General features: G+C 70.3%; 16 protein-coding genes and 1 pseudogene. 12 read left to right on the forward strand and 5 right to left on the reverse strand.

Annotation, left to right across the window (positions count from 1 at the left end; all coding sequences use genetic code 11):
- Positions 1–62: 62 nt before the first annotated feature.
- Positions 63–1730: an ABC-F family ATP-binding cassette domain-containing protein gene (locus Q0A34_RS12215; RefSeq protein WP_291480272.1), complete on the forward strand. Its 1668-nt coding sequence runs from the start codon at positions 63–65 to the stop codon at positions 1728–1730.
- A 138-nt stretch (positions 1731–1868) separates the two neighbouring features.
- Positions 1869–2426 (forward strand): isochorismatase family protein, encoded by a 558-nt coding sequence (locus tag Q0A34_RS12220; protein WP_291480273.1) that lies wholly within the window; start codon positions 1869–1871, stop codon positions 2424–2426.
- Between the two features lie 9 nt (positions 2427–2435).
- Here the strand turns inward: Q0A34_RS12220 and Q0A34_RS12225 are convergent, their stop codons facing one another.
- Positions 2436–3638: a DUF418 domain-containing protein gene (locus Q0A34_RS12225; protein WP_291480274.1), complete on the reverse strand. Its 1203-nt coding sequence runs from the start codon at positions 3636–3638 to the stop codon at positions 2436–2438.
- Between the two features lie 113 nt (positions 3639–3751).
- Here Q0A34_RS12225 and Q0A34_RS12230 point away from each other — a divergent pair, with 113 nt between their 5' ends.
- From Q0A34_RS12230 to ggt, 5 genes are all read left to right on the forward strand, one after another.
- Positions 3752–4513, forward strand: coding sequence for a class I SAM-dependent methyltransferase (locus Q0A34_RS12230; protein WP_291480275.1), 762 nt, complete (start codon positions 3752–3754; stop codon positions 4511–4513).
- Positions 4514–4623: 110 nt separating this feature from the next.
- Entirely contained in the window at positions 4624–5061 is a 438-nt protein-coding gene (locus tag Q0A34_RS12235) for a DoxX family protein (protein ID WP_291480276.1), read from the forward strand.
- A 116-nt stretch (positions 5062–5177) separates the two neighbouring features.
- Positions 5178–6719 (forward strand): aldehyde dehydrogenase family protein, encoded by a 1542-nt coding sequence (locus Q0A34_RS12240; protein WP_291480277.1) that lies wholly within the window; start codon positions 5178–5180, stop codon positions 6717–6719.
- 67 nt (positions 6720–6786) lie between these two features.
- Positions 6787–7356 (forward strand): type 1 glutamine amidotransferase domain-containing protein, encoded by a 570-nt coding sequence (locus tag Q0A34_RS12245; protein WP_291480278.1) that lies wholly within the window; start codon positions 6787–6789, stop codon positions 7354–7356.
- Positions 7357–7408: 52 nt separating this feature from the next.
- The gene (ggt, locus tag Q0A34_RS12250; RefSeq protein ID WP_291480279.1) at positions 7409–9499 is read left to right on the forward strand and encodes a gamma-glutamyltransferase; all 2091 of its coding nucleotides are present in this window, start codon (positions 7409–7411) and stop codon (positions 9497–9499) included.
- Between the two features lie 172 nt (positions 9500–9671).
- Here the strand turns inward: ggt and mgrA are convergent, their stop codons facing one another.
- Positions 9672–10718 (reverse strand): L-glyceraldehyde 3-phosphate reductase, encoded by a 1047-nt coding sequence (mgrA, locus tag Q0A34_RS12255; RefSeq protein ID WP_291480280.1) that lies wholly within the window; start codon positions 10716–10718, stop codon positions 9672–9674.
- 162 nt (positions 10719–10880) lie between these two features.
- Here mgrA and Q0A34_RS12260 point away from each other — a divergent pair, with 162 nt between their 5' ends.
- Together Q0A34_RS12260 and Q0A34_RS12265 are read left to right on the forward strand one after the other, a co-directional pair.
- Positions 10881–12257, forward strand: coding sequence for a hemolysin family protein (locus Q0A34_RS12260; protein ID WP_291480281.1), 1377 nt, complete (start codon positions 10881–10883; stop codon positions 12255–12257).
- Positions 12250–13269 (forward strand): CNNM domain-containing protein, encoded by a 1020-nt coding sequence (locus Q0A34_RS12265; protein WP_291480282.1) that lies wholly within the window; start codon positions 12250–12252, stop codon positions 13267–13269. The genes Q0A34_RS12260 and Q0A34_RS12265 overlap by 8 nt, the downstream gene beginning before the upstream one ends.
- 100 nt (positions 13270–13369) lie before the next feature.
- On the opposite strand, the gene Q0A34_RS12270 is transcribed toward Q0A34_RS12265, so the two are convergent.
- Positions 13370–14230, reverse strand: a complete 861-nt coding sequence (locus Q0A34_RS12270; RefSeq protein ID WP_291480283.1) for a DUF4442 domain-containing protein — start codon at positions 14228–14230, stop codon at positions 13370–13372.
- Positions 14227–15087 carry a DUF4442 domain-containing protein gene (locus Q0A34_RS12275; RefSeq protein WP_291480284.1) on the reverse strand — a complete coding sequence of 287 codons (861 nt, stop codon included), beginning with the start codon at positions 15085–15087 and terminating at the stop codon, positions 14227–14229. Before Q0A34_RS12275 ends, Q0A34_RS12270 begins: the two co-directional genes overlap by 4 nt.
- A 110-nt stretch (positions 15088–15197) precedes the next feature.
- Here Q0A34_RS12275 and dps point away from each other — a divergent pair, with 110 nt between their 5' ends.
- The 3 genes and pseudogenes from dps (at position 15198) to Q0A34_RS12290 (ending at position 18195) form a co-directional block, all read left to right on the forward strand.
- Complete coding sequence (dps, locus tag Q0A34_RS12280) at positions 15198–15701, forward strand: DNA starvation/stationary phase protection protein Dps (protein ID WP_291480285.1); 504 nt, start codon at positions 15198–15200, stop codon at positions 15699–15701.
- A 147-nt stretch (positions 15702–15848) separates the two neighbouring features.
- A complete protein-coding gene (locus Q0A34_RS12285; RefSeq protein WP_291480286.1) occupies positions 15849–17108 on the forward strand; it encodes a glycosyltransferase 87 family protein in 1260 nt (419 codons plus the stop codon).
- A 63-nt stretch (positions 17109–17171) separates the two neighbouring features.
- Positions 17172–18195, forward strand: a pseudogene (locus tag Q0A34_RS12290) (DUF1524 domain-containing protein).
- Positions 18196–18229: 34 nt separating this feature from the next.
- Here Q0A34_RS12290 and Q0A34_RS12295 read toward each other — a convergent pair.
- On the reverse strand, positions 18230–19027 hold the full coding sequence (locus Q0A34_RS12295) for a CPBP family intramembrane glutamic endopeptidase (protein ID WP_291480287.1): 798 nt from the start codon (positions 19025–19027) through the stop codon (positions 18230–18232).
- Between the last annotated feature and the right edge of the window lie 248 nt (positions 19028–19275).

A 19275-nucleotide genomic window follows, 5' to 3' on the forward strand; every position in this document is an offset into this window, starting at 1 on the left:
ACGCCCGAGGCGTCGTCACCTGCCCGGTGGGACACACCATTTCTCCACTCAGGGAGTTCCCCATGTCCACGCACACTTCCACTTCTGCAGCGTCGCCGCTGTCCCCGGTCTCCCCGCTCCTCGTGGACGGCCTGTCCGTCCAGATCGCCGGGACTCGCGTCCTCACCGACGTCTCCTTCACCGTCCCGCCGGGGCAGCGCACCGGCCTGATCGGGGAGAACGGCGCCGGCAAGTCCACCGTCCTGCACGCCGTGCACGGGTCCCTGCCCGCCGGAGCCACGACGGCCGGGACAGTGGACGTGGGACGGTCACGCGTCGGACTGCTCCACCAGCAGGCACCGTTCCGGGACGACGAGAGCGTCGGCGACGCGGTGGAGACGGCCGTCGCCGCGGAGCGTAGGGCCGCCGCCGACCTGGAGGCAGCCGCCAACCCGTACGACGCCGACGCCTACGCCGCCGCCCTCGACCTCGCGGAACGTCTCGACGTCTGGGAGACAGACGCCCGGGTGTCCGCGACCCTCGCCGGGCTCGGCCTGGCTGCGGTACCGCTGGAGCGCCCCACCGGGGAGCTCTCCGGCGGGCAACGGGCGCGGCTGTCCCTGGCGTGGCTGCTGCTGAACCGTCCGGACGTGTTGCTGCTGGACGAGCCGACGAACCACCTGGACGACGCCGCCACGCAGTACCTGGTCGGCGTGCTGAACGCGTGGAAGGGGCCGGTGCTGTTCGCCAGCCACGACCGGGCCTTCCTGGACGTCGCGGCGTCGTCGCTGATCGACCTGGACCCCGCGCCGACGCGGGTCGGCGCGGACGGCGGGGTGACCCGGTACACCGGCAACTACACCGACTACCTCGCCGCCCGGCGGGACGTCCGTGAACGGTGGGAGCGCCAGTACCGCGACGAGCAGGCCGAGCTGAAGCGGCTGCGTGCCGGGGTGCGCGACAACCAGTCGTTCGGGCACAGCAACCGGGACATCCAGGTCGAGAACAAGATCACCAAGAAGTTCTACGGCGACCGCAACGCAAAGGTCGTGTCGCGCCGGGTGAACGACTCGCGCTCGCGGCTGGAGAAGCTCGAGGAGGCACAGGTCCGCAAACCGCCGGAGGAGCTGACCTTCGCCGGACTGACGGCCGCGGGCCGCAGCGACGCCGCGACGAGGACGGGACCCGTCCTCGTCGCCACCGAGGTCGCGGTCGACGGGCGCCTGGCGCGGACGTCGCTCACCGTCAACGGCGACGAGAAGCTGCTGGTGACAGGGGCGAACGGGTCCGGGAAGTCGACCCTGCTGGAGGTGCTGGCCGGGACACTGCCGCCGTCGTCCGGGACGGTGACGGTGGCGGGTGTGAGCGTGGGGCACCTCACCCAGGAGGTGGCGCTGCCGGACCCCGCCGGACGCGGCCCGGGCAGGACGGTGGAGCGTGCCTACCGCGACCTGCTGGGAGACGACCTCGCCGAGCAGGTGCCGTTGGCGACGTTCGGGCTGATCCACCCGAGAGACGGCAACCGGCCGCTCGGCGAGCTCAGCCTGGGCCAGCAGCGACGCGTCGCGCTGGCGGTGCTTCTGGCCGCGCCGCCGGACGTGCTGCTGCTGGACGAGCCGGACAACCACCTGTCCCTCGCGCTGGTCACCGCCCTGGAGGAGGCCGTCCCGACCTACCCCGGCGCCGTGGTCGTCGCCTCCCACGACGCGTGGCTGCGTCGCCGGTGGCGCGGGGAGCGGCTGGAACTGTAGCTCAGTCGGCCGGTCGGTCGGCGGTGGGGGCGAGCATGGCGTCCCCGGTACCCGACACCGGACGTGGGTTCGCCGTTCTCCACGGCAGTGCCCTCTTCACGGTCGTCGCGGTCATGTGACGCAGGCTACACTCCGGGTATGTCCGCATTCCAGGATCGTCCCCGTACCGCACTGCTGGTCATTGACCTGCAGAACCTCGTCGTCGACGGTGCGTTCCGCCGCGACGAGGTTGTCGGCGCCGTGAAAGGTCTGGTCGACCGGGCGCACGCGCAGGATGTGCCGGTGGTCTGGGTGCAGCACGAGGCGGAGCACCTGCCGCCGGACACGCACGACTGGGAGTTCGTGCCCGAGCTGCGGCGGCGGGACGGGGACCGTCTCGTCCCGAAGACCTACGGGGACGCCTTCGAGGGCACGATCCTGGAGGAGGTGCTGGCCGACCTCGGGGTCGGGCACCTCGTGGTCACCGGTGCGGAGACGGACGCCTGCATCCGTTCCACCATCCACGGCGGCTTCGCCCGTGGTTACGACGTCACGCTGGTGGCGGACGCCCACACCGCCGGCGACAAGACGAGGTGGGGTGCGCCGCCGGTGGAGCAGGTCATCGACCACACGAACCTCTACTGGCAGTTCCAGGAGGGGGTGGGCAAGACCGCCGCCGTCGTCTCCGCCGACGAGGTGTCGTTCCCGGCGCCCTGACCTACGGTCCTACCGGCGGGGGTTCCAGGTCGACGCCGTGTGCATCGCCTGCTCCAGCGGACCGCGCCGGAAGAAGTGCTTCCACACCGTGCAGAACACCAGGGAGATTCCCAGGTAGCAGGTCAGCGGCAGCAGGGAGACCCCCGGCTCGTCGTGCACGTCGGGGAGCCAGTGGTTGATCCCCGCGGACACGACGGCCTGCCCCACGTAGACGGTGAACGCGCAGGAGCCCAGCGCCGCGAGCGGGAACAGCCACCGTCCCAGGAGATCGCCGGCCCACAGGCAGGCGCACATGACGACCAGGCTGATTCCGGTGTTGAGCAGCAGGTCCGGTGTGGAGCCGGAATGCGCGCCGTTGAGCAGCAGTTCACCCGCCGACGAGGTGGTCCCCATGGACGTGCTGTACATGCGCCACGCCCCGAAGGTGCCGGTCCCCGTCGCCCCGAAGGTGCCGGTCCCCGTCGCCTCGGCGAGGTCGCGCAGGGGAAGGTCCATGTACTGCATCATCAGCGGCTGCACGTCGAAGCGGACGTACGCCACCCAGGTGACGGCGCAGGACGCCAGGACCGCGGCCAGGCCGGTCGCCGACCAGCGGAGGCGTTTCGCGCCGTCCACGCCGAGGGTCATCACGCCCATGCCGAGCACGATCACCGGCAGCCACGTGAGTGTGGGGTACATGCCGTCCAGCAGCAGGGCCTGCAGCGCCACGCCCGCCCCGTCGACGGAGGTGAGGTGGTCGAGCCGGGGCACCACGGCGAGTTCGTCGCCGGTGAGGGGGAAGATGTTCCGCCGCAGCCAGTACGACAGCTGCGGCAGGACGACCGTTCCGGCGGCGCCGAGGGCCAGCAGGGCGGGGCCGGAGAGGGAGACCAGTGCGGTGCACAGCAGGAAGGACGTGCCGAGGGTCGCCAGGACGATGATCATGTCCGGCCCGGCGGAGGCGAGCAGCACGCCGACGACGAGCAGGATCAGGCCGCGGACGGCGATGCGTCGTCGGATCTGCGACGTCGGCACGCCGGCGGCGAGGCCGCGTCCGGTCATCAGTGCCATGGAGGTGCCGGAGAGGAAGGCGAAGAAGATCGACGGCCAACCTGTCAGCCAGGGTGCCCAGGCGGCCGGGCCGAAGTGGTCGGCGGTCATGCCGATGACGGCGACGGCGCGGGCGACGTCGAGTCCGATGATGCGGTTCTTCCGCGTGTGTACGGTGGTCACGGTGCTTGAGACTGCCATCGGCGAACGTCGGGGTCGTCAGCCCCGGGTATGACTCCCGCCCGGGGAGGGGATGACGAGGGTATGATTCTGCGCGGCCCCGGTACCCTGGGCCCATGACTGACAAGCGGGAAGCGCCCAGCAGCAACTGGTTCACCGGCGGTGCGGAGTACGCGACGTTCCGCCCGTCCTACCCCACGCAGGTGTCAGGTTTCCTCGCCGGGCACACGCCGGCGACGGGGGTGGCGGTGGACGTCGGCTGCGGGACGGGGCAGCTGTCGGTGCAGCTGGCGGACTACTTCGACAGGGTGCTGGCCTTCGACCCGAGCGAACCGCAGATCGCCTCGGCGGCGGAGCACCCGAACATCAGCTACGAGGTGGCGTCCGCCGAGGCGTTGCCGGTGCCGGACGCCTCGGCCGACCTGGTCACCGCGGCGCAGGCGGCGCACTGGTTCTCCCTGTCGGACTTCTACGCCGAGGCCCGTCGCATCGGACGTCCCGGTGCGTTGATCGCGCTGGTGAGCTACGGGATCCTCCGGATCTCGGACCAGGACGTCCAGGAGCGGTTCGGTCGTTTCTACTACGACGAGATCGGCCCGTACTGGGATCCGGAGCGCCGGTACGTCGACGAGGGCTACCGGACCATGCCGTTCCCCTTCGAGGAGCTGGAGGCCCCGGAGCTCAGCATCGACGCCGACCTGGACCGCGAGGCGTTCCTCGGCTACATCGGGACGTGGTCGGCGGTGCGGAAGGCGGAGCAGCAGGGCAGGTCGGACCTGTTCCAGAACTTCTCCTCGGACATCGTGGACATCTGGGGTGACAACGGCCGCCCGCGTCAGGTGTCGTGGCCGGTGGCGGTGCGCGCCGGGCGTCTGTGACGGGTGAGGGCTGCGTCACAGGGGGACGGAAAGATGTTGACATGTCAACTACTTCCTCTATTGTTGACGTGTCAACCACTCTCCGTACGAAAGGCCGCGAGGTCCCCGTCATGTCTTCCTCCACAGGCGCCACCGGTGCCGTCAGCAACATCGTCATCCTCCTCGCCCGCGTCGCGGTCGGCGTGACCCTCTTCGCCCACGGCTGGCAGAAGTTCTTCACCGACGGCATCGACGCCACCGCCCAGGGCTTCGACGCCATGGGCGTCCCCGCCGCCACGGTCTCGGCGGTCTTCGCCGCCGCCGTCGAACTGGTCGGCGGTGCGCTGCTCGTCATCGGCCTGCTGACACCGCTGGTCGCGGTGCTCGTGGTCGTCGACATGGCCGGGGCGTTCTGGTTCGCGCACCGGGCCGCCGGGACGATCTTCGTCGGCGACGGAGGCTACGAGCTGGTCCTCGTCCTCGCCGCCGGCGCCGCCCTCGTCGGCGCGGTCGCGGGAGGACGCTTCGGCGTGGACGGCCTGCTGCGGGGCCGTGCCGCAGCACGCTGACACGCGTGGCGCAGACAACACTATGAAAAAATAGTGGTCGTCATCACAGTGGAAAAGGGTTAGGTTGGTCGGTGGCACGACACCACCGACGACCCCTGCATGGGAGGCACCACGCCATGACCACCACAGCAACCGCCAGCAACGCCTACGCCGCACCGGGAACCGAGGGTTCCCTCGTATCCTTCAAGCCCCGCTACGAGAACTTCATCGGCGGGCAGTGGGTGCCCCCGGTGGGCGGGCAGTACATCGAGAACATCAGCCCGGTCGACGGCAAGGTCTTCACCGAGGTCGCCCGCTCGCAGGCGGAGGACATCGACAAGGCGGTGGACGCCGCCCACGCCGCGGCCCCCGCGTGGGGCAGGACCAGCGTCCAGGAGCGTTCGCGGGTCCTGCTGAAGATCGCCGACGTGCTCGAGGAGAACCTCGAGATGCTCGCCGTCGCCGAGACCTGGGACAACGGCAAGTCCGTGCGTGAGACGCTCGCCGCCGACCTGCCGTTGGCCGTGGACCACTTCCGGTACTACGCCGGAGCGCTGCGCGCCCAGGAGGGCACGCTCTCCCAGATCGACGAGAACACCGTCGCCTACCACTTCCACGAGCCCCTCGGCGTGGTCGGCCAGATCATCCCCTGGAACTTCCCGATCCTCATGGCGGCGTGGAAGATCTGCCCCGCCCTCGCCGCCGGCAACGCCATCGTGCTCAAGCCGGCCGAGCAGACCCCCGCGTCGATCCTGCTGGTCGCCGAGCTCATCGCCGACCTGCTGCCGGACGGGGTGCTCAACATCGTCAACGGTCTCGGCGAGGAGGCCGGCGCGGCGCTGACGGCGAACGACCGCATCGCCAAGATCGCCTTCACCGGGTCCACCGAGGTCGGCAAGATCATCAACAAGTCGGTGGCGGACAAGCTCATCCCGGTCACCCTGGAGCTGGGCGGGAAGTCCCCGAACGTCTTCTTCGGCGACGTCATGGACGCCGACGACTCCTTCCGGGAGAAGACGCTGGAGGGCCTGGCGATGTTCGCCCTCAACCAGGGCGAGGTGTGCACCTGCCCCTCGCGTGCGCTGATCCAGGAGGACATCGCCGACGAGTTCCTCGACCTCGCCGTGGAGCGGGTCCGGTCCATCAGGGCGGGCAACCCCCTCGACCCGGCGACGATGATCGGCGCCCAGGCGTCCCTGGAGCAGATGGACAAGATCACCGGCTACCTGAAGTCGGGCCCGGAGGAGGGCGCCGAGGTGCTCATCGGTGGCGGGGTGCGCACCGTCGAGGGCCTGGAGAACGGGCTCTACGTGGAGCCCACGATCCTCAAGGGCAACAACGCCATGCGTTGCTTCCAGGAGGAGATCTTCGGCCCGGTGCTCGCCGTGACCACCTTCAAGGACTTCGACGAGGCGATCCGGATCGCCAACGACACCGACTACGGCCTCGGCGCCGGGGTCTGGGCCCGCGACGGGCGTACGGCCTACCGGGCCGGGCGGGCCATTGAATCGGGCCGGGTGTGGGTGAACAACTACCACTCCTACCCCGCCCACGCGGCCTTCGGCGGCTACAAGAAGTCCGGCATCGGACGGGAGACCCACCTGATGATGCTGGACCACTACCAGCAGACCAAGAACCTGCTGTGGTCCTACGACGAGAACCCCAACGGCCTGTTCTGACACTGACCGGACACCACGCGTACCGTCGTGGGTGGACGAGTAATCGACCCCACAGGAGGTACCGACAATGTCTGAGCAGCCTGACCTTTCCGGCCGTGAGCTCCTCGCCGGCCGCACCGTCCTCGTCCTGGCGACGGACGGCTTCGAGGACTCCGAACTGACCTCCCCCCGCGACGCGGTCTCCGACGCCGGGGCCGAGGTGCTCATCGCCACGCCCGGCGGTGGGACGATCACCGGCAAGAACGGCACCGAGGTGCCCGCGGACGCCGCGACGGAGGACGTCGACGCATCGACCGTCGACGCCCTGCTCCTGCCCGGAGGGACCTCCAACGCGGACGCGCTCCGCCTCGACGCGGCCGCCGTGTCGCTGGTGCGCGCCGTCGTCACCTCCGGCAGGCCCGTGGGTGTCATCTGCCACGGCGCCTGGATCCTCACCGACGCCGACGTGCTGGCGGGCAGGACACTGACCTCCTTCCCGAGCCTGAGGACCGACCTGGTCAACGCGGGTGCGACGTGGGTCGACGAGGAGGCGCACACCTGCGAGGGGCCTGAAGGGGCCGGCACCGTCGTGTCCTCCCGCACCCCGGACGACCTGCCCGCGTTCAACGACGCCGTGGTCGCCGCCTTCGCCGCCTGACGCTCCTTTCCCGGGGCTACACACCGACGTCCGGTGTGGTTAGTATCGGGGAATGAGTGGAATGCGACGCAGCACACGACGGACGTGGACACCGGTCCTGGCACTCGGGGCCTCGGCCGCGCTTCTCCTGGCCGGGTGCCAGATGCCCGACGACGACGGTGGCGGTGGGACCGACGCCGCCGGCGCCTCGCAGACGGCGGGGTCCGGTGGCGCAGGCGACGGCCGGTCGACCAGCGCTGCACCGGCGACCCCCGACACCTGCGAGGAGGCCGACGGCTCGGGGCCGGAGCCCTCGGCCACCGAATCCGCCCCGGAGACCAGCGCACCGACCTCCCCTGACTCCTCCGGGGCAGGCGACCGCGACATCTCCACCAACCCGGAGATCGCCACCGGGTTCCGGGAGGGGATGGTCCCGGTGCAGACCGACAACTTCTCCGTCTCCACCGCCAACCCCCTGGCGACGCAGGCGGCCTGCGAGGTGCTGCGTGACGGCGGCGACGCCGCGGACGCACTGGTCACCGCCCAGTTCGTCCTCGGGCTCGTCGAACCACAGGCCTCCGGCGTCGGCGGAGGCGGCTACATCCTCTACAACGACGCCGAGTCCGGGGAACTCACCGCCATCGACGGCCGTGAGACCGCACCCGTCGCCGCCACGGGCACCTACCTCAGCCAGGTGTCCCGCGAGGACACCAGCGCCCCGACACCGGACGCACGCCGGTCCGGACGCTCCATCGGCGTTCCGGGTGTGGTCGCCGCCCTCGGTGACCTGCACGAGAAGCACGGCTCCACGGACTGGGCGGACCTGCTGGAACCCGCGGAGACCATGGCCACCGACGGCTTCCGCGTCAGCGACCGGCTCTCGGCCTCCATCGCGGACTCCGCCGAGGACCTCGCCCGGGACAAGGACGCCCGGGCCTACTTCCTCGACCGCGGGGGCGAGGCGAAGAAACCCGGCGAGCTGCTGAAGAACCCGGAGTACGCCGCGACACTCTCCACCCTCGCCGACGGTGGGGCCGACGCCCTCTACACCGGAGACCTGGCGCGACGGATCGTCGAGCGCGTCAACAGCCGGGACGGCGGCACCACGCCCGGCAAGATGAGCACCGCGGACCTCGCCGCCTACACGCCGGAGACCCGCGACGCGGTGTGCGGGCCCTACCGCGACACGGTCGTCTGCGGGATGCCCCCGTCGAGCTCGGGCGGCATCACCGTCCTCAGCGCGCTGGGCATCCTGGAGAATGCCGACCTGGGGAAGTACTCGCCGTCGGAGGTGACCGCGGACGGTGCGGTCCCGGACCCCGAGGCCGTGCACCTCATCAGCGAGGCGGAACGGCTGGCCTACGCCGACCGCGACACCTACGTCGCCGACACGGCCTTCACCCCGCTGCCGGGAGACTCCCCGGACGCGCTGCTGGACAAGGACTACCTGCGCAGCCGGTTCGAGAGCATCGACCCGGAGAAGTCGGTGGGTGAGGCCGAGCCGGGTGAGCTGGAGATGGCCGTGGCGCAGGGGGCCGACCAGCCGGAGAACGGCACCAGCCACATCAGCGTCATCGACGGCGACGGCAACGCCGCCTCGATGACCACCAGTGTGGAGGCGGCCTTCGGGTCCTTCCACATGGTCGGCGGGTTCATGCTGAACAACCAGCTCACGGACTTCTCCGAGGACGCCGTCGACGAGGACGGCAACCCGGTGGCCAACCGGGTGGAGGGGGCGAAACGTCCCCGGTCGTCGATGGCGCCGACGATCATCTTCGACCGCGGCGACGGCGACGGCTCCTCCGACACCGGCCGGGGCGATGTCCGCATGGTGCTCGGCTCCCCGGGAGGTGCGGTGATCCCCCAGTTCGTGGTGAAGACGATCATCTCCCTCGTCGACTGGGGCATGGACCCCCAGCAGGCCGTGAGCTCGCCGAACTTCGGTGCGCGGAACACGGAGGAGACCGGTGTCGGCGGGGAGAACCCGCTCATCGGCGACGGCGGGGACGCCGTGGACCGGCTGACCTCCGGCCTGGAGGACCGTGGACACGAGGTCAGTACCGAGGACCAGTCCAGTGGACTCTCGGCCATCGTGCGGCAGGACGACGGCACGCTCGTCGGTGGTGCGGACCCGCGTCGCGAGGGTGTCGTCCTGGGTGGTTAGCCGTCGGCCCGGCGACCTCCGGGGCAGGACGCCGCGCGGGGTGGAACATCGCACCCGATAAGCTGATGATGTCCACAAACGTGCAGGTCGCCGTTCCTTAAGGAGCTGACGGGGTGCGACGACTGCCGGGCTCCGCTGTCGCCGCCCCGGCGCCGTCCAGGGCAGGACGCCACTACTCCGTCGACTCGGTGGCACCCGCCCACTGGTTGATGCCCCGGTCCACCGCCCACCGGTCGATCTCGGCGAGCTCGTCGTCGGTGAAGTCCAGGTTGTCCAGGGCGTCGAGGGAGTCGTCCAGCTGCTCCACGGATGACGCGCCGATAAGGGCGCTGGTCACCTCCGGGCGACGCAGCACCCAGGCGATCGCCATCTGCGCCAGCGACTGTCCACGCCGCGCGGCGATGGCGTTCAGCGCCCGGATCGCCTCCAACGTCTCGTCGGTGAGGAAGGACTCCGACATCTTCCGCTCGCCGAGGCGTGAGTCCGCCGGGACACCGTCGAGGTACTTCCCGGTCAGCAGCCCCTGGGCCAGGGCGGAGAAGGCGATCACGCCGAGCCCGTCCCCCTCACAGGTGGACAGCAGCTCCTCCTCGACCCACCGGTTGAACATGGAGTAGGACGGCTGGTGGATGGTCAGCGGGGTGCCCAGCTCGCGGGCCACCGTCGCCGCCCGCCGGGTGAGGGCGGGGGAGTAGGAGCTGATGCCCACGTACAGTGCCTTGCCGGAGCGCACCAGGTGGTCCAGGGCACCGACGGTCTCCTCGACGGGGGTCTCGGGGTCGGGGCGGTGGTGGTAGAAGATGTCCACGTAGTCCAGGCCCATCCGGCGCAGCGAGGCCTCGCAGCTGGACACGAGGTACTTGCGGGAGCCGCCGAAGCCGTACGGGCCGTCCTGCATGTACCACCCGGCCTTGGAGCTGATCACCAGTTCGTCACGGTAGGGGCGGAAGTCGGCGTCGAGGATCCGTCCGAAGTTCTCCTCGGCGGAGCCCGCCGGAGGCCCGTAGTTGTTGGCCAGGTCGAAGTGGGTCACGCCCCGGTCGAAGGCCCGCCGGAGGATGGCACGCTGGGTGTCCAGGGGCCGGTCGCCGCCGAAGTTGTGCCACAGGCCGAGGGTGACGGCCGGGAGCTTCAGCCCGGAGGCGCCGCTGCGGTTGTAGGGCATGGTGGTGTAACGGTCGTCGGCGGCACGGTAGATGTCGGGGATGGTGTCACTCATGTGTGCCGAGGGTACGCGCGATCGTGTATCCTGCGTATCACTTACATTCACTACCTGAAGGAGTTGAGCGTCCGTCATGGACGATGGTCCTTGTCCGAGTATGAAGGGCGGCCTCTGCCGCCCGCCCCGTGCAACGTCTGCACCGGCCTCAGGGGGTGACCGGTGAGCCCGTTGCTGATGCTGCTGCTCGGCATCGTCCTCATCCTGGCCCTCATCGTCGCCAACGGCTATTTCGTCGCCCAGGAGTTCGCCTACATGTCCGTCGACCGGGCGCGCCTGCGTGCCCTGTCCGCGGAGGGGGACGCCTCCGCCACGCGCGCGCTCGCGGTGACCCGACGGACGAGCTTCATGCTCTCCGGCGCGCAGCTGGGCATCACCGTCACCGGCCTGCTGGTCGGTGAGCTCGCCGAACCGCTGATCGGCGGCTCGGTGGGGGAGATGATCGGTGGGGCGGGGACGGCCGCGGTCGCGGCGACGGCCACCCTGCTCGTCGCCACCGTGGTGCAGATGATCTTCGCCGAGCTGTACCCGAAGAACCTCGCCATCGCCACGCCGGAACCCCTGGCCCGCGCCCTCGCCCGGTCCACCCAGGCGTACCTGTTCCTGTTCGGCTGGCTCATCGCGTTCTTCGACTGGTCGTCGAACGCCCTGCTGCGGCTGGTGGGTGTGACACCGGTGGAGGACGTGGACTCCACCGCGGACCGGAAGGACCTCGGCCGTATCGTCGCGGACTCCCGGGCGTCCGGTGTGCTGCCCCGTGACCTGTCGATGCTCATCGACCGGATCCTGGACTTCCCGGAACGCACCGTGGAGCACGCGATGGTCCCCCGGGCACGCCTCGGGGAGATGGACCCGGCCACCACCGTGGCCGAGGCCCGCGCCCGGATGGCCGGCGGACACACCCGGTACCCCGTGCTGGGGTCGGTGGAGGACGGGGAGTCGCACGAGGAGGAGCGGCTCTACGGTGTCCTGCACCTGGATGACGTCCTCGACCCGGACCTCGACCCGTCGACCACGGTGGACACACTGGTCCGCGAGTCGGTGGTGGTGCCTGAGGTGATGGCCCTCCCGGACGCGCTCATGGCGCTGGAGGAGTCGGACAACCGGCTGGCCTGTGTCGTCGACGAGTACGGCGGCGTGTCCGGTGTGCTCACCGCCGAGGACCTGGCCGAGGAGCTCGTCGGCGAGCTCACCGACGAGCACGACGCCCCGGAGCACCACATCACCCGGGAACAGGGTGCGCCCGGCGGTGCCGAGACCTGGCGCATCGCCGGGGACGAGCACCTCGACGAGGTCTCCCGCGTCCTCGACGTCCGCCTGCCCGACGGCGAGTTCGAGACCCTCGCCGGCCTGGTCATCGAGGAGCTCGGTTCCCTGCCTGAGGTCGGCGAGGTCATCGAGGTGACCCTGCCCAGGGACCCCCGCGAGGTGGTCGACGACCGCCCGCAGAACCGGGTGCTGGTCGCCGAGGTGACCGAGATCGGCAACCACGTGCCCACCGAACTCCTCGTCCGACTGGAGGTGACCGAGGATGAGTGACCTGACCGTGATCCTGGTGACGCTGCTGCTCCTGGTGGCGAGCGCATTCTTCGTGATGGTCGAGTTCGCGCTGCTCGGCGTACGACGGCACCGGCTCGAGGAGATCGCCGACCGGAGCGCCCCGGCACGCGCCGCGCTGCGTGGCGTGAACGAGCTGACCGTGATGCTCGCGGCCGCCCAGCTGGGCATCACCGCCTGCACCTTCGCCCTCGGCGCGGTGACGAAACCGGCGGTGTCGTCCTGGCTGACGCCGCTGTTCACCGCGTGGGGCATCCCCGACGGGGCGGCCTACACGGTGTCCTTCCTGGTCGCCCTGCTCATCGTGACCTTCCTGCACCTGGTCGTCGGTGAGATGGCGCCGAAGTCGTGGGCGATCGCCTTCCCCGAGCGCGCGGCACGCCTGGTGGCGCTGCCGGCACGGGCACTGGCGTGGCTGCTGCGGCCCCTGCTGCTCTGGATGAACCGTGTGGCGAACCGCCTGGTGAAGCTCTCCGGGGTGGAGCCGGTCGACCGGGCCGCCGCCGCTGGCCATGACGCCGCCACGCTGCGCCACCTCGTCGCGCACTCCGCGGAGGAGGGGGCGTTGGAGGCGGAGTTCCAGTCGCAGATCGCAGGCGCCCTGGATCTGCAGCAGCGTACCCTCGGTGAGCTCCCGGGGACCCGGGTCCCGCATCTGACGTCGTCGGCGACTGTCGCCGAGGTGCAGGACGCCGCCCGCGAGACCGCGCAGATGCGCGTCCTTCTGGAGGTGCCGCAGGACGGTACGACGATGCGCGTCCTGCACGTGCGTGACACCCTGCCGCACGACAGGTCGGAGCCGGCCGCGCCCCTGGCCCGTGACCTGCTGGTGCTGCCGGCGTCGATGCCGGTCTACGAGGCGTTCCGCCGGATGCGTGAGGAGAGCGAGCAGCTCGTCGGTGTGAGCGGTGACGGGCTGCTGCCACGGGTGGTCACGCTGCCGGAGATCCTCGCCTTCGTCCTGCCGCGGGAACCCGGGGTGACCCGGGCCTGACCTCCGCCCTCGGGGAAATCACCACCGCCCCGGGTACGTGTTCCATGCTGGACACGTACCTGGGGCGGTGGTGATTCCGCGGTCCCCGCGGCAGGTGGCGCTACGCCCGCGGGACCAGGTGCCCCGGGATGCGCATCCCGGTGATGTCGTCCCGGGTCAGGGCCCCGTCCGCCAGGACCTCCCGGCACACGTACCGGGCGCGGTCCTCCGGCAGGGGGATGCGGCGGGCGTGGCTCAGGACGGAGTTCAGCCGGCCGTCCCCCGCCGCGGCGTTCTCCGGGCCGCCCCAGGCGCGCCAGGCCACCGCGGTGACGAGAGACGCCAGGGTGATCCCCGTGGGCTCGTACGGTGGGGCCGACTCGGACTCGGACCGTGGGGCCGTCGACCCGTCCTTCGCGAAGGCACGGCTGGCCTCCCGGCCCTTGCGGGGGCGTACGTGCAGGTCCTGCTGTCCGATCCCCACGACGGTGCCGTCCGGGTTTCGGATCACCGAGGTGTAGCTCACGTTGACGTAGCCGTCCGCGACGACGCGGTCACGGATGTGCGTGACCATGTCGTCGTCGACGTCCACCGTCAACGTGGCGCCGTTCTGCCCGGGGTTGAGGAACTGGAAGGACCCGGTGCGGGTCCAGGCCTGGTAGTCGGAGCCCAGCCGGCGCATCACCAGGGTGCCGAAGAGGATGTCCGTCATGGCGAACAGCGTGCCGCCGAAGGCCGCGTTGTTCGGGGTGCGGTTCATCGGACTGAGCCGCAGGACGACCTCCCCGTGGGACCAGTCGTCGGCGATGTTGCGGAAGCGGATCCCCGACCCCGCCAACGGCGGCCAGAGCCGCGTGACCTTCTGGAGCCCCTGGGGTGTGGAGAAGACGTACCGGGTGATGTAGCTCTCCACGGAACGGTAGATCCGTGTCGGCATCGGGCGGCGGCGCCTGCCGGCACGCCCGCTGAGCACTGTGGTCATGACGCGTCCCCGTCCCGGCTGTCCCCGGGCAGGAGCCGTTCGGGGATGTGCAGCTCCAGGATCTGTTCCCGGGTCAGCGCCCCGGTCTCCAGGGCCTCGGCGGCGACGTAGCGTGCCTGGTCCTCGGGCTGGGGGATGCGGCGGGCGTGGCTGAGCACGGAGTTGAGTTTGCCGCCGCGCTCCGGGGCGTCGTCGTCACTGCCCCAGGCGCGCCAGGCCACGGCGGTGACCAGGGAGGCCAGGGTGATGCCCCGTGGCTCCAGGGGAGGGGCGGACTCACCGACACCGCGGGGCGTGGTGGACCCGTCCTTCGCCGTGGGGCGGCTGGCCTCGCGCCCCTTGCGGGGGCGGACGTGCAGGTCCTGCTGTCCGATGCCCACGACGGTGCCGTCCGGGTTGCGGATCACGGAGGTGGCGGCGACGTTGTAGTAGCCGTGCGCGTCCACCTTGGCGATGATCTCGGCGAGCAGTTCGTCGGTGACCTCGACCTCCAGCTTCGCGCCGTTGCGGCCGGGGTTCAGGTACTGGAAGCTCCCTGTCCTGGTCCACGCCTCGTAGTCCTTGCCCAGGCGTTTCATCACCAGTGTGCCGAAGAGGATGTCGGTCATGGCGAACAGGGTGCCGCCGAAGGCGGCGCCGTGCATGTTGCGGTTCAGCGGGCCGAGCCGCAGGATCACGTCGCCCCGGGACCAGTCGTCGGCGATGTTGCGGACCTTCACGCCGGCACCGGCCAACGGCGGCCAGACGTCGAGGGAGCGCTCGAACGACTGGGGGCCGGAGAACACACGCTTCATGACCTGCCCCTGTGCCTTGCGGACCAGACGGCGGGGACGGGAGGGGTTTGTTCGCGAAGTCATAATATCCGTAACACTACATTCCGTGGCAGGTCCACGAGAACAATTATGTGAACATGGCGGGCCCTGTCGGGGCGGCGTACGCTGTGGAAGGGAAAGGAGCGATTCACACCATGAGTAACTTCACAGTCCCGGGCCTGTCCGAAGGCGACGCCAAGCAGGTCATCGACATTCTGCAGGAGAGGCTCACCGCCTACAACGACCTGCACCTGATCCTCAAGCACGCCCACTGGAACGTCGTCGGACCGACGTTCATCGGCGTGCACGAGATGCTCGACCCGGAGGTTGAACGCGTCCGTGGTGACGCCGACGACGTCGCCGAGCGCATCGCCGCCCTCGGCGGGGAGCCGGTGGGAACGCCGGACTCCCACGCGCCCGGCCGTGACCCGTTGCAGTACCCGATCAACAAGGGCACGGTGCAGCAGCACCTCTCCGCCCTGAACGAGATCTACGACAAGGTCATCACCGACACCCGCGAGGCGGACTCCGCCGTGGACCAGCTCGACCCGGTCACCGAGGACCTCATCGTCGGCCAGGTCCGTGAGATGGAGAAGTTCCAGTGGTTCATCCGCGCCCACCTCGAGGACGGTAACGGCAACATCTCCGGCGGCGCGTAGCGCACCGGGTACCGTCGTCCTACCGCTGCCAGCCTGACCGGGCTGACAGCGGTTTTTCAGTGTGCAGGACGGTTCTCCTCAGCCGGCGCCCCTAGGATGGTCCCTCGTTCCTCGGCCCGACTGCCCCCACGGAGAGACTTCACCCCCATGACACTTGCCGCCCCGTCGCGTACCGACACCCCCGGTGACCCTGCGGAGCCGCCGCGTCGGGCGCCGCAGACCGCTGTCGGACGGCGGGTGGCGTGGGCGGTGGTGCTCCTCGGCCTGGCTCTGCTGGTCTGGCAGCTGGTGGGGGTCGTCGGCCATTTCCGCGGCAACTTCCTCCTGGATGTCGGGGTGTTCCGCGACGCCGGACGGGCGGTCGTCGAGGGTGGCGGCCTCTACGGCGACGACTTCGACTCCCGCAGCGGTTTCGCCTTCATCTACCCGCCTCTCGCCGCGGCCCTGTTCGTCCCGCTGACCTGGTTCGACGAGGGTGTCATGGAGACCCTGTGGACCGTGGCGTCGCTGTTGGCGGCCTGGGGTGTGCTGGCGATGGTCGCTGACCGGCTCCGTCTGGCCCGGGCGCCGTGGGTGGCGGTGCCGATGCTGGGCTTCGCCCTGTGCCTCGAGCCGGTGCAGACGCACCTGATGTACGGGCAGATCAACGTCTTCCTGATCCTGCTCGTCACCGCCGACCTGCTGGGCTACACGCCCAGGTGGCTGCGCGGGGCGGGGGTGGGGCTGGCTGCGGGCGTGAAGATCACCCCGGCGGCGTTCGCGTTGGCGTTCCTGGTGTCCCGACGGTGGGGTGACCTGGCGCGCTCGGCCGGGACGTTCCTGGTCACCGTGGTGCTGGGCTGGGTGATGCGGCCGTCGGAGTCCCTGTTCTACTGGACCGAGGAGTTCTTCAACGGGGAGCGTGGCGGGCCCCCGGAGTACGGGCCGAACCAGGCGTTGACCGGGTTGATGTCGCGTGGCGGGATGGACGGTGACCTGGCCCAGACGGTGATGGTCCCGGGCCTGCTGGTCATCGCGGTGCTGACCGGTTGGGGGGCGTACCGGTTGGCCGGGGCGGGGCGGCCGGTGTCGACCCTGCTGCTGCTGGTGCTGGCGGTGAGTGTCTCCGCACCGGTGGCGGTCACGCACCACTGGACGGGGATCATCGTGGCCGTGGGGCTGCTGGTGTCGCTGGTGCTGGGGTGGCCGGGCACCGTGGTCGACCGGCTGACCCTGGTGGGTGTCTCGCTCCTGCTGGCGGCGAACCTGCTGCTGGACAACAATGTGGGGGCCCGGGAACCGCTCTACACGATGTTCGAGGGGAACTGGTTGCTGAGCAACCTGCAGGGACTGGCCGGGATCCTGTGTTTCGTGCTGCTGCTGCTGGTGGCGGCGTGGCGGAGTCCGCACCGTACGCCGGCCGAATAACACCCCTGTCGTCCGGCCCTTTAGTATGTGGGGCGTAACAACCACACCAGACTCAGGGGTCACATGAGGTTCATCGGGCGACCGGTCGCCGTCGTTCTCGCCACCACAGCCGCGCTCGTCCTGTCGTCCTGCGGCGACACCGGGGACGGTGCGGCAGGTGCGGCAGGTGTCTCGGGCACGACCGCGGTTCCCCGGCCGGTCACGTCCGCCGCTCCGGACGTCGACGCGACGGGAGACGCCGGTGGCGCCGGCGGGGTGTCGGACGGTGCGGACGGTTCAGTCGGTGCGGACGCCACGGTCCGGGACGCCGTCGACACCCTCGGCACGCTCGAGGTCAAGGGCCGTGCCCCGAAGACCGGGTACAGCCGGGACGAATTCGGTCAACGGTGGAAGGACATCGACCGCAACGGCTGCGACCAGCGCAATGACGTGCTCGCCCGGGACATGGCCGACGTCCGGCGCGAGGGGCCGTGCACGGTGCTCACCGGCACTCTCGCGGACCCCTACACCGCCACAACCATTAACTTCGTGCGCGGACAGGACACCAGCACCGCGGTGCACATCGACCACGTCGTCGCACTGTCGGACGCCTGGCAGAAGGGCGCGCAGCAGCTCACCCCGGAGCGTCGTGAGGGACTCGCCAACGACCACCTGAACCTCCTCGCCGTCGACGGCCCGGCGAACATGCAGAAGGGGGACGGCGACGCCGCCACGTGGCTGCCGGCGAACCGGCCGTTCCGGTGCACCTACGTGGCCACGCAGGTGCAGGTCAAGGCGAAGTACGGGTTGTGGGTGACGGCTGCGGAGCGCGACGCCATTGCCCGTGAGCTGGAGAAGTGCGGGGCGCAGGGCGTCGAACCGGCCGCCCCTGTCGAACCGGCTGCCCCGGAAGCCCAGGACGCCCCGGTCGGGGAGGCTCCGGCGCCTGCCCCGGAACCCGCTGTCCCGGCGGGGGACCCGGGCGGGGAGGTCTTCTACGAGAACTGCACCGCGGCCCGGGCCGCGGGCGCGGCCCCGTTGCTGCGGGGGGGAACCCGGGTACCGGCCGCAGATGGACGGGGACAACGACGGGGTCGCGTGCGAGTGAGTGACCGGTCCCGACCCGCCGCGAACCGGGGTTCCTAGAGGAGCTGCCAGGCGGCCGCGGCGGCGAGTGCGCCGACGGCGTTGAGGGCCCAGTGCAGTCCGATCGGGGCGATCACGCTGCCGGTGTGGTGACGCAGCCAGGTCAGTCCCGCGCCCGCGGCGGCAGTGGCGACGACCGCCGCCCCCACGCCGGTCCACTGGGCGGCCGTCCCGGAGCCCAGGAACGCCGTGAGGCCGGCGTTGGTGGCCGTCAGGTTCAGTGAACTGGCGACGTGCCACAGGCCGAACAGCAGGGAGCTGCCGAAGAACACCAGCTTCGTCCCTCCCATACGTGCCAGCGTCCCGTGCAGCACACCGCGGAACGCCAGCTCCTCCGGGAGCACGGTCTGCAAGGGGATGATTACCAGTGCGGCCACCAGGGCGGTCCGCAGGCTCGCGTAGGACTCGTTGAAGAAGAACTCCCTGGTGAACGGCAGTGCGACGGCGATACCCACCGCCACGACAACCAGGCCGGCCGCCCCCAGGCCGTAGAGCAGTCCGCGGCCGTGGGTGTGCCTGGCCAGGCCGAGGTCACGCCAGGTCATGCCGTTCGCCCGGGCGATGACGAGAAGGATGGCGACACCGACCGGCACGGTCGCGGCGACTGCCGCGAGCTGGGAGAAGTGCGCCGTGACGTTGATCACCGCCAGCGCGGTGACCACCGCGACGACGTTGAGCACGTCGCGGGTGCGGATGCCGCGGGGCGGGACGGCGGTGGCGGCTGCGGTGGTGGCGGTGGTGCGGCGCCGGCCGAAGAGGGAGGACGGGGTGAAACGTGTGGTGGTCAGGCTCATTGCCGTCCAACGTTATACCGGTCGGCCGCGTCGTCGCGAGTCCGTGGACGTCCGGGACGCCGATCGACATGGACTCCTGAGCGGGCTGACAGCGAACCTCAAGAAAGAGGCTGAATATATTCACGCTCAATGCCGCCCGAGGGGCCGGGAATGGATTCAGCGGAGTGTGGCGTTACAGTATGAGCACAACAGACAGATAAGTCTGTTCGTCCCGCGCACCGGCGGGGAACACGGACAGCGTCAGGGGT

The organism is Corynebacterium sp. (assembly GCF_022712195.1).
GTDB lineage: Bacteria > Actinomycetota > Actinomycetes > Mycobacteriales > Mycobacteriaceae > Corynebacterium.